Below are 13,877 nucleotides of genomic sequence, written 5' to 3' on the forward strand. Positions count from 1 at the left end.
GGATGTTCGGAAGGCGCCGCAAGCGCGGTCGTCACTCCTCAGGGGCCGTCGACACCGGTCAGGAGCACGACGAGGTCTTCGACGACGTCGAGGGCCCGTGGGACTCGACGGTGGCGCCCGACGACGATGTGCAGCGGCTCGACCTGGGGTCGGTGCAGCTGCCGATGCCGGACGAGGCCCAGCTGCAGGTCGAGATGGACCAGCAGGACGGTTCGGTGCGCGCGGTGCACGTCCTCACGTCCGTGGGCCAGCTGACGGTCAGCGCGTTCGCCGCGCCGAAGTCGGGTGGCCTCTGGAAGGAGGTCGGCGCCGAGCTGATCGCCGGCCTGAAGGAGGACGGCGCCCGCATCAACCGCGAGAACGGCGAGTGGGGCGAGGAGATCACCGCGCGCAACCAGGGCGTGCAGATCCTCTTCGTCGGCGTCGACGGCCCGCGCTGGATGCTGCGCGGTGTCGCGGCCGGCCCCGAGGAGCACTTCGCGCAGAACTCCGAGGCGCTGCGCCGGATGCTGCGCGGCACCGTGGTCGTGCGCGGCGAGCAGCCGATGCCGCCCCGCACCCCGCTGCCCGTCGAGCTGCCGGAGGCGATCGCCCGCCACATCCAGCAGCAGCAGGGCTAACGCGCCTGTAGCCACGCCTGCACCGCGCGCCCCAGCGCGTGCGGGTAGGCGTCGAGCGTCGTCGTGACGAGCACGGCGCGCGGGATCGCCTCCGCCCACTGCCGGGCGATCCCGATCGGGTGCACCGGGTCGTCGGTGCACCCGAGGATGCCCGTCGGCACGTCCAGCGACCTCAGCTCCTCGAGGGTCGGCGCCGCCGACTCGGACGCCTCCTCCAGGTGCGGCACGAGCTGGTCGCCGTAGCCGCGCCAGGCCCGGTGCAGCTCGTCGTGCAGCCACCCGGTGGTGCCCCGCAGCGCCGTCTCCAGGCCGTGGCTCGCGACGATCCCGGCGCTGGCCTTGGCGGCCAGCGCCGTCGGGGCGCGGTTCGCGGGGCCGGTCCAGGCGGGCAGGGCGAGGACCAGGCCCGCGCACTTGTCCGGGTTGGCCACGGCCCACGCCGCTGCCACGTGCGCGCCGAGTGAGATGCCACCCACCACGATCGGGTGGCCCTCCCAGGCACTTTCCAGCGCCGTCCGGCGTTCTTCGAGAGTGCGGACGCGTGGAGCGGTGAGAACGGCACCGACCTGCGACAACGGTTCAGCGAACACGAATCGGACAAAAGCCTCGTCCGAGGCGGTTCCGGGCAGCAGGAGTACGGTCTCGGAAGGCACGCCCGAGATTGTCGGCCCTCCTGCGTACCCTCACTCACAGACGGTCCACACCACGGGCCACCAGAGCACTGCAGGAGTCGGGGATGGGCGGCTATTGGCACCGTTTGGTGCGTCGCTTGACCAGCGACGTCACCGAGCTCGACGCGGACGACCTGTCGCGGAAAGCGGAGGCCGTCGGCGCCGTGAAGGCCTGCGACTGCAGGTCCGGTGAGGAGGTCACGGTCCTCGGCCGGCTCCGCAGCGTGGAGCTGTGCCCGCGGGACGCGGCCGCCACGCTGGAGGCTGAGCTCTACGACGGCACCGAGGGCGTCACCCTCGTCTGGCTCGGCCGCCGTCGCATCGCGGGAATCGAGCCTGGTCGGACGATCAAGGCCCGTGGCCGCATCGCCGTGCGCGACGGGCGCAAGGTGCTCTACAACCCCTATTACGAGTTGCAGAACGCTTCATGACTTCAGCCGAAGAAAAGCAGCCCACCGTCCTCGAGCAGATGGGTGGCGTGAGCGGCATGCTCTACTCGTCGCTGCCCGTCGTCCTCTTCGTGATCGTCAACTTCGCCGCCAAGAACCTGATGGCCGCGATCATCAGCGCACTGGCCGCCGCCGTCGTGATCGGCGTCGTGCTGGCCGTGCGCAAGGGCACCGTCCAGCCCGCCATCTCCGCCGTGTTCGGCGTGGGCATCGCGGCCTTCATCGCCTACAAGACGGGGGAGGCCAAGGGCTTCTTCCTCTTCGGCATCTGGCAGAGCGTCGTCTACGGCAGCGCGTTCCTGCTGTCGATCATCGTGCGCCGGCCGCTCGCCGGGGTGCTCTGGACGTTCCTCAACGGCAGGGACCGGTCCTGGCGCGAGGACAGGGCGACGGTCCGCGACTACGACATCGCGACCTTCGTCTGGGCGCTCGTCTTCTTCGCCCGCTTCGTGGTGCAGCGCTGGCTCTACGACGAGGACCAGGTCGGCTGGCTCGCGGTGGCCCGCCTCGCGATGGGCTACCCGTTGATGGCCATCGCGCTGCTCGCCACGGTGTGGGCGGTCCGGCGGGCCGACAAGCGCCTGAAGGCGGCCGAGGAGGCTCAGGAGGCCAAGGCGGCCCAGGAGGCCGAAGCGAGTGCGGAGGCGGTGCTGGCTCGCACGGCCGACGACCTGCTGACCCCGGACATGGACGAGCTCCGGCGCGTCGCCGACTCCGAGAGCCGCGACAGATCTCGCGACTGACCACGTTCGCCTCTCCACGGCCGGTGCCCTCGCGGGTGCCGGCCGTGGCGCGTGTATCAGCCGCTGTGCGGCGGGCCTCAGGACCGCATGACACCTTTCCTGCGGAAGATCGCGCTCCTGGCCTCGCTCGCGCTCGTCTCGGGCGGCCTGCTCGTCACCTCGTCGACCTCGGCGGGCGCTCAGGCGGGGTTCCAGATCCTGTCGAGGCACAACAACAGGTGCATGACCGCCGCGACCGAGCACGAGGGCGCCGGCGTGATCATGGTCGACTGCCAGGGCGCCGCCACGCAGCGCTGGTACTGGGACGGGCTGCGGCTGCGCAACGTCAGCACCGGCAAGTGCCTGTCCGCGGCCTGGGGCAACGGTGAGAACGGCGGAGCGCTGCAGATGTTCGGCTGCTGGGCGGACAACAACGCGTTCCAGCTGTTCTACCGGCCGGCCTCGCACGACTACGAGGTCGGCCGGATGCGGTCGTGGCTGGGCGGCAACCGGTGCGTCGAGATCTCCGGCAGCAACTGGTGGAGCGGCGCGACGGTGCAGCTGTGGGACTGCCACACCGGCGCCAACCACTACTGGTACCAGGTCTGACGCACGTCAGTAGCCGAGCGCGGTCTTGATGTCCTGCTCGACGGCGGCGGTGGTCACGAACAGCAGCTCGTCGCCGCCTTCGAGCGTGTCGTCCGGCTGCGGCACGATGACCCGCCCGCCGCGCAGGATCGTCACCAGTGCGGCGTCGCGGGGCAGCGTCAGCTCGGAGACCGCCCGGCCGGCGAACGGCGTCGCCTCGTCGAGCGTGATCTCCACGAGGTTCGCCTGGCCCTGCCGCAGCGTCAGCAGCCGCACGACGTCGCCGATCGTCACGGACTCCTCGACCATCGCGGCCAGCAGCCGCGGCGTGGACACGGCGACGTCGACGCCCCACGACTCGGTGAAGAGCCACTCGTTCGTCGGGTCGTTCACGCGCGCGACGACGCGGCGGACCGCGAACTCCGTCTTGGCCAGCAACGACACGACCAGGTTGACCTTGTCGTCACCGGTCGCGGCGATCACGACGTCGCACAGCTGCATGCCGGCGTCCTCCAAAGAGGACAGCTCGCACGCGTCGGCCTGGACCCACTCGGCCTGCTCGACGGAGTTGGGGTCGAAGTGCGCCCGGTCCCGCTCGATCAGCATGACCTGGTGCCCGTCGGAGACGAGCTCCTGCGCGATGGACCGCCCCACTGCGCCCGCGCCTGCGATCGCGACCCGCATCAGCTCTCCTCCGGTGCCTGCAGCGCCGCCGCCGCGACGTCGGTGATCGTGCCGGACAGCGCCGCCACGTAGATGGTGTCGTCGGCCTGCACGACGGTCTTGGCGTCCGGCAGCACGCCCGTGCCGAACCTCATCATGAACGCCACCCGTGCGCCGATCGCGCTCTCGAGCTCGAACACGGGCCGCCCGACCCACTCCTCGGAGACCTCGACCGGCAGCACCGCGACGGTGCCGGACGGGTCGCGCCACGCCGTCGCCGCGCCCTCGGGCAGCAGCATCCGCAGGAACCGGTCCGTGCTCCACGGCACGGTCGCCACGGTGGGGATGCCCAGCCGCTCGTACACGGCGGCGCGCTTGTGGTCGTAGATGCGGGCGACCACGTGCTCGACGCCGAACGTCTCCCGCGCGACCCGCGCCGAGATGATGTTCGAGTTGTCGCCGCTGGAGACCGCCGCGAAGGCGCCCGCGCGTTCGACGCCCGCCTCGACCAGCACGTTGCGGTCGAAACCGTTGCCGACGACCTGCTGGCCGTGGAAGTCGCTGCCCAGCCTGCGGAACGACTGGGCGTCCTTGTCGATCACGGCGACCTGGTGGTCGAGTCGCTCGAGGGCCCTGGCCAGGGAGGCTCCCACCCGGCCACACCCCATGATCACCACGTGCACGACATGCCTCCTCAGGCGAACTCTGCGCAGAACCTACCGAGCATTAGCCCGTCCCGGTGAGCGGACCCCTTACGCTCTGGCCGTGTCCAAGCTCGCCACCGCTGCCAAACGCCTCCTGGTAGGCAGGCCGTTCCGCAGTGATCGCCTCGCTCACACCCTGCTGCCCAAACGCATCGCCCTGCCCGTGTTCGCCTCCGACGCCATGTCGTCGGTCGCGTACGCGCCGGAGGAGATCTTCCTGATGCTGTCGGTGGCGGGCCTGAGCGCCTACGCGCTGGCGCCTTGGGTGGGGGTCGCGGTCGTCGTGGTGATGCTCACCGTGGTCGCCAGCTACCGCCAGAACGTGCACGCCTACCCGTCCGGTGGCGGCGACTACGAGGTCGCGACGGTCAACCTCGGGCGCAGGGCGGGGCTGACGGTGGCGAGCGCCCTGCTCGTCGACTACATCCTCACGGTCGCGGTGTCCATCTCGGCGGCCGCGGCGAACATCGGCTCGGCCATCCCGTTCGTCGCGACGCACAAGGCGGAGTTCGCCGTCGCGGCCATCGTGCTGCTGACGGCGGTGAACCTGCGCGGCATCCGCGAGTCCGGCGCCGCGTTCGCCGTGCCGGTCTACGCGTTCATGATCGGCGTCTTCGGGCTGATCGGCTACGGGCTCTTCCGCGGCTTCGTGATGGGCGACGAGATGCGGGCCGAGAGCTCCGGCCTCGAGATCCACGCCGAGTCGGACCACCTGATGGGGCTCGCGTTCGTGTTCCTGGTGCTGCGGGCGTTCTCATCCGGCTGCGCCGCGCTGACCGGCGTGGAGGCGATCAGCAACGGCGTGCCAGCGTTCCGCAAGCCGAAGTCCCGCAATGCCGCCACCACGTTGCTGCTGATGGGCGGCATCTCGGTGATCATGCTGATTGGCCTGATCATCCTCGCCCAGCTCACCGACGTGCGCATGGCCGAGTCCCCGGAGCAGCAGATCACCAACGCCCCCGAGGGCTACGAGCAGAAGACGATGGTGGCGCAGATCGCGCACGCGGTCTTCGACAGCTTCCCGCCCGGTTTCTACTTCATCGCGGGCGTCACCGCGCTCATCCTGGTGCTCGCCGCCAACACCGCCTTCAACGGCTTCCCGGTGCTCGGCTCGATCCTCGCCCAGGACCGCTACCTGCCGCGCCAGCTGCACACCCGCGGCGACCGGCTCGCGTTCTCCAACGGCATCCTGTTCCTGGCCGGGTTCGCGATCGTGCTGGTGATCGCGTTCGACGCCGAGGTCACCCGGCTGATCCAGCTCTACATCGTCGGCGTGTTCGTGTCGTTCACGCTGAGCCAGCTCGGCATGATCAAGCACTGGCAGCGGCTGCTCAGGACCGAGACCGACGAGCAGGCGCGCCGCAGGATGCGGCGGTCGCAGGCGATCAACACGTTCGGCCTGGCGCTCACCGCGACCGTGCTGATCATCGTGTTGATCACGAAGTTCACCAAGGGCGCGTGGATCGCCATCGCCGCGATGGCGGCCATCTACGCGTTGATGACGGCGATCCGCAAGCACTACGACACCGTCGCCGAGGAGCTCCGCCAGCAGGAGCGCGTCCGCACGATGCCGGCGCGCAACCACGCGATGGTGCTGGTGTCCAAGCTGCACATGCCGACGCTGCGGGCGCTGTCCTACGCCAAGGCCACGCGGCCGGACGTGCTGGAGGCCGTCACGGTCAACGTCGACGACGGCGACACCCGCCGGCTCGTGGCGGCGTGGGAGAAGGAGAACTTCAAGATCCCGCTGAAGGTGATCGAGTCGCCCTACCGGGAGATCACCAAGCCCGTTCTCGACTACGTCAAGCGGGTGCGGACGGACAACCCGCGCGACGTTGTTACCGTGTTCATCCCCGAGTACGTCGTCGGTCACTGGTGGGAGCAGTTGCTGCACAACCAGAGCGCGTTGCGGCTCAAGGGAAGACTGCTGTTCCAGCCGGGCGTGATGGTGGTCAGTGTGCCGTGGCAGCTCGCTTCGTCGGTGAAGGTCAAGGACAAGGACGTCATCGCTCCCGGCGCTGTCCGGAGGGGACTCGACGATCGATGAGCTCGGCAAAAGAAGACTGGACCGGTAGGACGTTCGAGGTGGAGGTCGGGCCGGTCGCACACGGCGGGCATTTCGTCGCACGGCACGAGGGGCGCGTCCTGTTCGTGCGGCACGCGTTGCCCGGTGAGCGCGTGGTCGCCTCGGTGTACGAGGACAACGGCGGGTCGTTCTGCCGTGCCGACGCCGTGGAGGTCCTGACGCCGTCACCGGACCGCGTCGAGCCGCCGTGCCCGTTCAGCGGGCCGGGGCTGTGCGGTGGCTGCGACTTCCAGCACGTGTCGTGGGACGCCCAGCGGGAGCTGAAGGCCCAGGTGGTGCGGGAGCAGCTCGCGCGGCTGGGCAAGATCGAGCGCGACGTCGTCGTGGAGGCGTTGCCGGGCGGGCCGCTGGAGTGGCGGACGCGCATCCGGATGGCCGTCGACGGCGACGGGCGGCCGGGCTTCCGCGGCACCCGGTCCCACGATGTGATCCCGGTCGACCACTGCGTGATCTCCCGGCCGGGCATGGTGGAGGCGGTCGCCGACAGGCGGTGGCGGGCCCAGGAGCTGACGATCGTCCAAGACGGTGACGGCAACCGGCATGTGGGTGAGGTGCGCAGCCGACACACCGTGCGACGCGCCGGAACCGGTACGGCCGTCGAGACCGCCGCCAACCGGAAGTGGCGAGTTTCGGCCGACGGTTTCTGGCAGGTCCACCCGGCGGCCGCGGACACGTTCGCGACGGTCGTGGGGGAGTGGATCGCGGCCGAGCCGGGACAGCGCGCGTGGGACCTCTACGGCGGTGCGGGGCTCTTCGCGTCCGTGCTCGCACGGCAGGTCGGCGAAACCGGATCCGTGCTGGTCGTGGAGTCTTTCGCCGGTGCTGTCGAGGACGGTCGCCGCAACCTCCGCCGCATGCCGCAGATCGAGTGGGCCGTGGGCAAGGTCGAACGTCTCGTGACGCGTCCACTGCCCGTGGAAGACCCTCATGTCGTGGTCCTCGACCCGCCTCGCAAGGGCGCGGGCAAGGTCGTTGTGGCTGAAGTCGCACGGCGCCGTCCGCGGCGGGTGGTCTACGTGGCCTGCGACCCCGCCGCGCTGGCCCGCGACCTGGCCGAATTCACAGTTCAGGGGTACCGGCTGACCGATCTCCGCGCGTTCGACGCCTTCCCGATGACCCATCATGTGGAGTGCATCGCGCTGATGGAACCTGAGACGAGCGGAGACGGCGTCTCAGTCGAGTCTCCGTAGACTGAGCCGAAGTCTTCAGGAGTGAGGTGGGCGTGGTGACCCTGCTGGAGTCCGTGCACGGACCAGCTGATCTGAAACGGATGGACGACGCGCAGCTCAAGCAGCTGTGCGACGAGATCCGGCGTTTTCTGGTCGACAAGGTGTCCAGGACGGGCGGGCACCTGGGCCCGAACCTGGGCGTCGTCGAGCTGACCGTGGCGCTGCACCGCGTCTTCGACTCGCCGCAGGACCCGATCGTCTTCGACACCGGGCACCAGTCGTACGTCCACAAGATCGTCACCGGCCGTCGCGACGGCTTCGACGACCTGCGCCAGCAGGGTGGCATGTCCGGCTATCCGTCGCGTTCGGAGTCCGCGCACGACGTGCAGGGCAACTCGCACGCCTCGACGGCACTGTCGTACGCGGACGGTCTGGCCAAGGCGAAGCAGCTCAACGGCACCAACGGCCACGTGGTCGCGGTCGTCGGCGACGGCGCGCTGACCGGTGGCATGTGCTGGGAGGCGTTGAACAACATCGCGGCGGACAAGACGCGTCCGGTCGTGATCGTGGTCAACGACAACGGCCGTTCGTACTCGCCGACGATCGGTGGTCTGGCCGACCACCTGTCATCGCTGCGGCTGCGCCCTGGCTACGAGCGCGTGCTGGAGAAGGGCAAGAGCGCGCTGCAGCAGACGCCGATCTTCGGCAAGCCGCTCTACGCCGCCCTGCACGCCGCCAAGCGCGGCATCAAGGACGCGCTGGCGCCGCAGGCCATGTTCGAGGACCTCGGCCTCAAGTACATCGGCCCGGTCGACGGCCACGACATGGCGACCCTGGAGTCCGCGCTGCAGCGCGCCAAGTCGTTCGGCGGACCGGTGATCGTGCACGCGGTGACCCGCAAGGGCATGGGGTTCGCGCCGGCCGAGAACCACGAGGCCGACCAGATGCACGCCACCGGCGTCATCGACCCGATCACCGGCGAGAACCTGAAGCCGTCCAAGAGGACCTGGACGCACGTGTTCTCCGACTCGCTGGTCGAGATCGGGCACGAGCGCCAGGACGTCGTCGCGATCACCGCCGCCATGCAGGGCCCGACCGGGCTCGACGCGTTCGCCAAGGCGTTCCCGTCGCGCTTCTACGACGTCGGCATCGCCGAGCAGCACGCGCTGACCTCCGCCGCCGGCCTGGCGATCGGCGGCCTGCACCCCGTGGTGGCGGTGTACGCGACGTTCCTGAACCGGGCGTTCGACCAGTTGCTCATGGACGTCGCCCTGCACGAGCAGGGCGTCACGGTCGTGCTGGACCGCGCGGGCGTCACCGGCCCGGACGGCGCGTCGCACCACGGCATGTGGGACATGTCGATCCTCGGCGTCATCCCCGGCATCCACGTCGCCGCGCCGCGCGACGCCGGCACGCTGGCCGAGGAGCTGCGCGAGGCCGTGGCGATCTCGGACGCGCCGTCGGTGATCCGCTACCCGAAGGCCTCCGTCGGTCCGGACCTGCCCGCCCTGGAGCGCGTCGGCTGCGTCGACGTGCTCCGCCGCTCCGGCGACGACGTGCTGCTGGTGACCGTCGGCGCGTTGGGCGAGCTCGGTCTCGAAGCCGCGCAACGGCTGGAGGACCAGGGCATCGGTGTGACGGTCGTCGATCCGCGGTGGATCTACCCGATGCCGGCGGACCTCGTGGAGATGGCCGCGTCGCACAAGCTCGTCGTGACCGTCGAGGACGGCGGCCGCCACGGTGGCTTCGGGTCGGCCCTCGCGGCCGCCCTGCGCGATGCCGACGTCGAGGTGCCGTTGCGCGACATCGCGCTGCCGCAACGGTTCCACGACCACGGCGAGCGGGGCGAGGTGCTGGCGCTGTGCGGCATCACCGCGCAGGACGTGGCGCGCCGCGTGACGGAGTGGGCCGCCCGCCTGGACTGCCTGCCCGCCGAAATGGACGCGACGGCGGAGAAGTAGTTCGGCTAACCTCCTCCTCACGCCCGCTTTTTTGCGGCCCGGCAGGTCTTCCTCGTCCGGGTCCCGCGATCGAGGCGGGTGTTGGGTGCCTTAGAAGCAACAGGTTCGATCCCTGAATGCCACGACCCCGGTCGCACACGGGGGCGGAGAGCTCTGCGAGTCCCCTGTGGACTCCCGCTCTTCCGTTCCGCCGGCCGGGGTCGTGGTCTGTCCGGACGGAGGTGGAGACGATGAAGCACACGTTGTACCCGTGGGAGCGGGGCGTCCGGTTCGATCGCGGTGTGCTGGTGGGCGAGGTCGGCCCCGGCCGGCACCGGCTGCCGTGGCGTGCGGTGCTGCACCGCGTCGACGTCCGTCCGCGCACGATGACCCCGGCGGCGCAGGACGTGCCGACGTCGGACGGCGTCCTGGTGCGCGTGACCGTCGTGGTGCGGTGGGTGGTGGCCTCGCCGACGAAGTTCGTGGTGGAGTCGGCGTCGCCGGAGGACGAGATCTACACGGCCGTGCAGCTGGCATTGCGCGGTGCTGTTCTCACGCGCGCACATTCGGCGGTGGACCCGGAGCGCGATGTCATCGCCGCCGAGGTAGCCGCCGGTGTGGCCGCACGCGCCGACGAGCTGGGCATTTCCGTGGCCGGTGTCGCCGTTCGCGATGTCGTGATGCCCGGTGAGCTGCGGCGGGCCGCGCTGGCCGAGCTGGTGGCGGCCTCGGAGGGACGTGCCGCGCTGGAGCGGGCGCGGGGCGAGACCGCGGCACTGCGGTCGTTGCTCAACGCGGCGCGGCTGGCGGAGGAACACCCGGCGCTGCTGGAGCTCCGCGCGTTGCAGGCGGCCTCGACCGTCGTGGTGGACCGGCCGGCCCGCAAGGCCTGATCACCGCTCGCGCAGCCAGACGAGGGTGGTCCGCGACTCGCGCAGCCGCCAGCCGGCGGGCGTCCTGACCGCGACACCGTCCAGGCGCAGCCCGGCGGTCCGGTGGGGCGTCTGCCCCGCGCGGAAGAAGTGGACGACCGAGTTCGCCGAGGTGACGGCCTCGTCGCCGGCGAGGTCCACCAGCAGGTCGGTGGTCAGGTGCTGGGTGAGCTCGCCGGGGTCCCCGGCCCGCCGCATGACCTCGACGAGCTCGTCGATGCCCCGCAGTTCGCCGTTGCGGGGCGAGGACACCGAGATGTCGGGGTCGAACACGGTGGCCGCGTCGTCCCAGCGCTTCTCGTCGAGCAGGCGGGAGAGCCGGCTGAACAGGTCGGTGATCTCGGCGCGGTCGAGCAGGATCGCCACGGACACGTGGACTCCTTTAGTTGGTGACGCCAACGTTGGCGTCACCAACAGTACACACCCTCGTTGGCGGTGCCAACGATTTAGGATGGCGTTCATGGAGGACACCCCCGCGCGCCTCGCGGACAAGCCGAGCTGGTTGCTCACCCAGCTCGCGGTGCACGCGCACCGGCTGGCCTCCGAGGGCTTCGGCGAGGCGGGAGCGCGCGGCTACCACTTCCGCGTCCTGGCCGCGCTGGACGAGTTCGGCGTCGCCAGCCAGGCCGAGCTCGGCCGCCGCTGCGCCATGGACCGCAGCGACGTCGTGGCGGCGGTCACCGAGCTGGCCGAGCGCGGCTTCGTCGAACGAACGCAGGACCCGCAGGACCGACGGCGCAACATGGTGACCCTCACCGGTGCGGGCCAGGAGCAGCTGCGCCGGCTGGACCGGGTACTCGACCAGGCCCAGGACACCTTGCTCGAGCCCCTCGCCGCGCAGGACCGGCAGACCCTGACCCGGCTGCTCACCGCCCTGCTCGCGCACCACCGGCGCGGCTAGCGCCGACAGCGGGCGTGAAGGTGTCGTTAAGCGTGGTCTCAGGTCGATGTGGCACCTTGGTGGCGTGCGGATTCTGGTTGTCGAGGACGAGGCACCTCTGGCCGACGCGATCGCTCGCGGCCTGAGGCGTGAGGGCATGGCCGTGGACGTCGCCTACGACGGCGAGACCGGACACGAGAAGTCGACCGTCACCCGGTACGACGTGGTCGTGCTCGACCGCGACCTGCCCGGCATGTCCGGCGACGAGCTGTGCAAGGAGATCCTCAGCTCCGGCGCGCTCACCAGGGTCATGATGCTCACGGCCAGCGGCACCATCGAGGACCGCGTGGCCGGGCTCTCGCTCGGCGCCGACGACTACCTCGCGAAGCCGTTCGCGTTCCCCGAACTGGTCGCGCGCGTGCGGGCGCTGGCCCGGCGCGCGACGCCGGCGACTCCGCCCGTGCTGTCCGCGCGGGACGTCGAGCTCGACCCGGCGCGGCGCACCGTGTCGCGCGGCGGGCAGCCGATCGACCTGACCCGCAAGGAGTTCGGCGTCCTCGAGGTGCTGCTCGCGGCCAAGGGATCGGTCGTCAGCAGTGAGGAGCTGCTCGAGCGGGTCTGGGACGAGAACGCCGACCCGTTCACCACGACCGTGCGCGTCACCGTCATGACGTTGCGCAAGAAGCTCGGCGAGCCGGGCATCATCGACACCGTCGTCGGCTCCGGCTACCGGGTGCCGAGTGCTTCGAACGGATCTGCTGAGGACTGACCATGCGCCGGCGCGGGCCCGGGCTGCGTCTCCGGATCACGCTCCTGACCACCGCGCTCGTCGCGGTGGTCAGCGCTGTGCTGCTCTTCCTCGGCTGGACGCTGGTCGGACGGGTCTTCGACTCGTCGCCGTCGTTCCCCTCCGGTAGCCAGGTCACCGTCGACGGGGTCACCGTCGACGTGGCGGTGCTGACCGACGCGTTGACCGCCGCCGCGCGGAAGGACCTGCTCCACGCGGGACTGGTCGCGTTCGCGTGCATGGTGCTGGCGGCCGCCGTCCTCGCGTGGACGTTCACCGGCCGTGTGCTGAAGCCCCTGCACGATGTCACCGGCGCCGCACGCCGGTTGTCGGCTGAGTCGCTGGGATCGCGGTTGCGCCTGGAGGGGCCGCGTGACGAGGTCGCGGAGCTCGCGGACACGTTCGACGCCATGCTCGACCGGCTCGAGGCCGCCTTCGACTCCCAGCGCCGGTTCGTGGCGAACGCGTCGCACGAACTGCGCACGCCTCTCTCTGTTGTGCGCACGGAGCTGGACGTGACGCTGTCCGATCCGGACGCCGACGTCGAAGAGCTGCGGCGCATGGCCGGCGTCGTGCGGGCGGCGGGCGAACGCGCCGAGCAACTGGTGTCGGCGCTGCTGCTGCTCGCGCGGACGGACGGAGTCGGGCTCGCGGTCCGGGAGCCGGTCGACCTGTCGGCCGTCGTCGAGTCCGCGTGGAAGGCGGTGCGGGCCGAGGCCGAGGCGCGTGACCTGCGCTCGGTGTTCCGCTGCGCGCCGGCGCTCGCGGTCGGCGACCCCGCGCTGCTGGAGCGCATCGCGGGAAACCTGCTGGAGAACGCCGTCCGGCACAACCACGTCGGCGGGTGGATCGAGACCGCGGTGGAGACGGGCCCGCAGTGGTCGGTCCTGCGCGTGTCGTCGTCCGGGCAGCGGATCCCCCCGGACCGCGTCGAGGAGCTGTTCGAGCCCTTCCGCCGCGGGGGCAAGGACCGCACCAGCCAGTCCGGCACGGGTCTCGGGCTCTCGATCGTGCGTGCCGCGGTGGCGGCCCACGGCGGGTTTGCGCAGGCAGTGGCCGTGCCGACCGGGGGCTTGTCGGTGACTGTGCACCTGCCGAGCGCACCGCGTTAGGACCGGATACAAGATTGTCTGCGTGGCCCCGGTCACACTCTGCGCCGATCACGCCGGGTTTGGGCCGTCCGTGTTGCGTCTGACCTGCGGTTACGTCGCACCGGGCCCTCGATTTGGATCTCGGTGGGCCGCCGTGTAAATTTCTCTCTGCCAGCGCGGAACGGGCCGGGAAACACCGGAACGGAGCGCGGCGAAAGACTTCTAAGCCTGACACAGCCCCGGAAGTGAATCTCTTCGGAGAAGAGCTGCGGTGAGCGCGTGTTCTTTGAGAACTCAACAGCGTGCCGAAACACAGCCAGTAATATGAATACCCCTCGTCGGGGTATTCCTTTGAGTAGATAGACCAGATTGCCAGACATATTCCGTCTGGAGCGATCACACAATCCTTATTGGAGAGTTTGATCCTGGCTCAGGACGAACGCTGGCGGCGTGCTTAACACATGCAAGTCGAGCGGTAAGGCCCTTCGGGGTACACGAGCGGCGAACGGGTGAGTAACACGTGGGTAACCTGCCCTGTACTCTGGGATAAGCCCGGGAAACTGGGTCTAATACCG

Annotated in this window: 15 protein-coding genes and 1 rRNA gene; 12 read left to right on the top strand and 4 right to left on the bottom strand. The window is 70.2% G+C overall.

The features are described 5' to 3' along the window. Positions 1-2 precede the first annotated feature (2 nt). Positions 3-620: a DUF3710 domain-containing protein gene (locus BMW88_RS13790; protein ID WP_089951058.1), complete on the top strand. Its 618-nt coding sequence runs from the start codon at positions 3-5 to the stop codon at positions 618-620. Here BMW88_RS13790 and BMW88_RS13795 read toward each other — a convergent pair. Next, positions 617-1,273, bottom strand: coding sequence for an alpha/beta fold hydrolase (locus BMW88_RS13795; protein ID WP_089951059.1), 657 nt, complete (start codon positions 1,271-1,273; stop codon positions 617-619). The two genes, BMW88_RS13790 and BMW88_RS13795, sit on opposite strands and share 4 nt — an antisense overlap. 83 nt (positions 1,274-1,356) lie before the next feature. Here BMW88_RS13795 and BMW88_RS13800 point away from each other — a divergent pair, with 83 nt between their 5' ends. The 3 genes from BMW88_RS13800 to BMW88_RS13810 all read left to right on the top strand — a co-directional run bounded on the left by BMW88_RS13800 (position 1,357) and on the right by BMW88_RS13810 (position 3,071). Next, a complete protein-coding gene (locus tag BMW88_RS13800) occupies positions 1,357-1,722 on the top strand; it encodes an OB-fold nucleic acid binding domain-containing protein (RefSeq protein WP_089951060.1) in 366 nt (121 codons plus the stop codon). Then, positions 1,719-2,483, top strand: a complete 765-nt coding sequence (locus BMW88_RS13805) for a DUF3159 domain-containing protein (RefSeq protein ID WP_089951061.1) — start codon at positions 1,719-1,721, stop codon at positions 2,481-2,483. Before BMW88_RS13800 ends, BMW88_RS13805 begins: the two co-directional genes overlap by 4 nt. 87 nt (positions 2,484-2,570) lie before the next feature. Further along, positions 2,571-3,071 (top strand): RICIN domain-containing protein, encoded by a 501-nt coding sequence (locus BMW88_RS13810; protein ID WP_089951062.1) that lies wholly within the window; start codon positions 2,571-2,573, stop codon positions 3,069-3,071. A gap of 6 nt (positions 3,072-3,077) precedes the next feature. Here the strand turns inward: BMW88_RS13810 and BMW88_RS13815 are convergent, their stop codons facing one another. Next, entirely contained in the window at positions 3,078-3,734 is a 657-nt protein-coding gene (locus tag BMW88_RS13815; RefSeq protein ID WP_089951063.1) for a potassium channel family protein, read from the bottom strand. Continuing rightward, the gene (locus tag BMW88_RS13820) at positions 3,734-4,396 is read right to left on the bottom strand and encodes a potassium channel family protein (RefSeq protein WP_089951064.1); all 663 of its coding nucleotides are present in this window, start codon (positions 4,394-4,396) and stop codon (positions 3,734-3,736) included. The genes BMW88_RS13815 and BMW88_RS13820 overlap by 1 nt, the downstream gene beginning before the upstream one ends. 82 nt (positions 4,397-4,478) lie before the next feature. Here BMW88_RS13820 and BMW88_RS13825 point away from each other — a divergent pair, with 82 nt between their 5' ends. The 4 genes from BMW88_RS13825 to BMW88_RS13840 all read left to right on the top strand — a co-directional run bounded on the left by BMW88_RS13825 (position 4,479) and on the right by BMW88_RS13840 (position 10,505). Next, positions 4,479-6,464 (top strand): APC family permease, encoded by a 1,986-nt coding sequence (locus BMW88_RS13825; protein ID WP_089951065.1) that lies wholly within the window; start codon positions 4,479-4,481, stop codon positions 6,462-6,464. Further along, entirely contained in the window at positions 6,461-7,693 is a 1,233-nt protein-coding gene (locus BMW88_RS13830) for a class I SAM-dependent RNA methyltransferase (RefSeq protein ID WP_089951066.1), read from the top strand. The genes BMW88_RS13825 and BMW88_RS13830 overlap by 4 nt, the downstream gene beginning before the upstream one ends. A gap of 35 nt (positions 7,694-7,728) precedes the next feature. Next, positions 7,729-9,633, top strand: a complete 1,905-nt coding sequence (dxs, locus tag BMW88_RS13835; RefSeq protein WP_089951124.1) for a 1-deoxy-D-xylulose-5-phosphate synthase — start codon at positions 7,729-7,731, stop codon at positions 9,631-9,633. A 230-nt stretch (positions 9,634-9,863) separates the two neighbouring features. Beyond that, the gene (locus BMW88_RS13840; protein WP_177221091.1) at positions 9,864-10,505 is read left to right on the top strand and encodes an SPFH domain-containing protein; all 642 of its coding nucleotides are present in this window, start codon (positions 9,864-9,866) and stop codon (positions 10,503-10,505) included. Here BMW88_RS13840 and BMW88_RS13845 read toward each other — a convergent pair whose 3' ends face one another. Further along, the gene (locus BMW88_RS13845) at positions 10,506-10,916 is read right to left on the bottom strand and encodes a nuclear transport factor 2 family protein (protein WP_245777761.1); all 411 of its coding nucleotides are present in this window, start codon (positions 10,914-10,916) and stop codon (positions 10,506-10,508) included. 88 nt (positions 10,917-11,004) lie between these two features. Between BMW88_RS13845 and BMW88_RS13850 the strand changes: the two genes are divergently transcribed. From BMW88_RS13850 to BMW88_RS13865, 4 genes are all read left to right on the top strand, one after another. Further along, positions 11,005-11,445 (top strand): MarR family winged helix-turn-helix transcriptional regulator, encoded by a 441-nt coding sequence (locus BMW88_RS13850; protein WP_089951069.1) that lies wholly within the window; start codon positions 11,005-11,007, stop codon positions 11,443-11,445. Between the two features lie 64 nt (positions 11,446-11,509). After that, positions 11,510-12,193, top strand: coding sequence for a response regulator transcription factor (locus tag BMW88_RS13855; protein ID WP_089951070.1), 684 nt, complete (start codon positions 11,510-11,512; stop codon positions 12,191-12,193). 2 nt (positions 12,194-12,195) lie between these two features. Continuing rightward, the gene (locus tag BMW88_RS13860) at positions 12,196-13,323 is read left to right on the top strand and encodes a sensor histidine kinase (RefSeq protein WP_089951071.1); all 1,128 of its coding nucleotides are present in this window, start codon (positions 12,196-12,198) and stop codon (positions 13,321-13,323) included. A 386-nt stretch (positions 13,324-13,709) separates the two neighbouring features. Continuing rightward, positions 13,710-13,877 (top strand): 16S ribosomal RNA (locus BMW88_RS13865); the annotation flags it as partial.

This window comes from Lentzea xinjiangensis (assembly GCF_900110955.1).
GTDB lineage: Bacteria > Actinomycetota > Actinomycetes > Mycobacteriales > Pseudonocardiaceae > Lentzea > Lentzea xinjiangensis.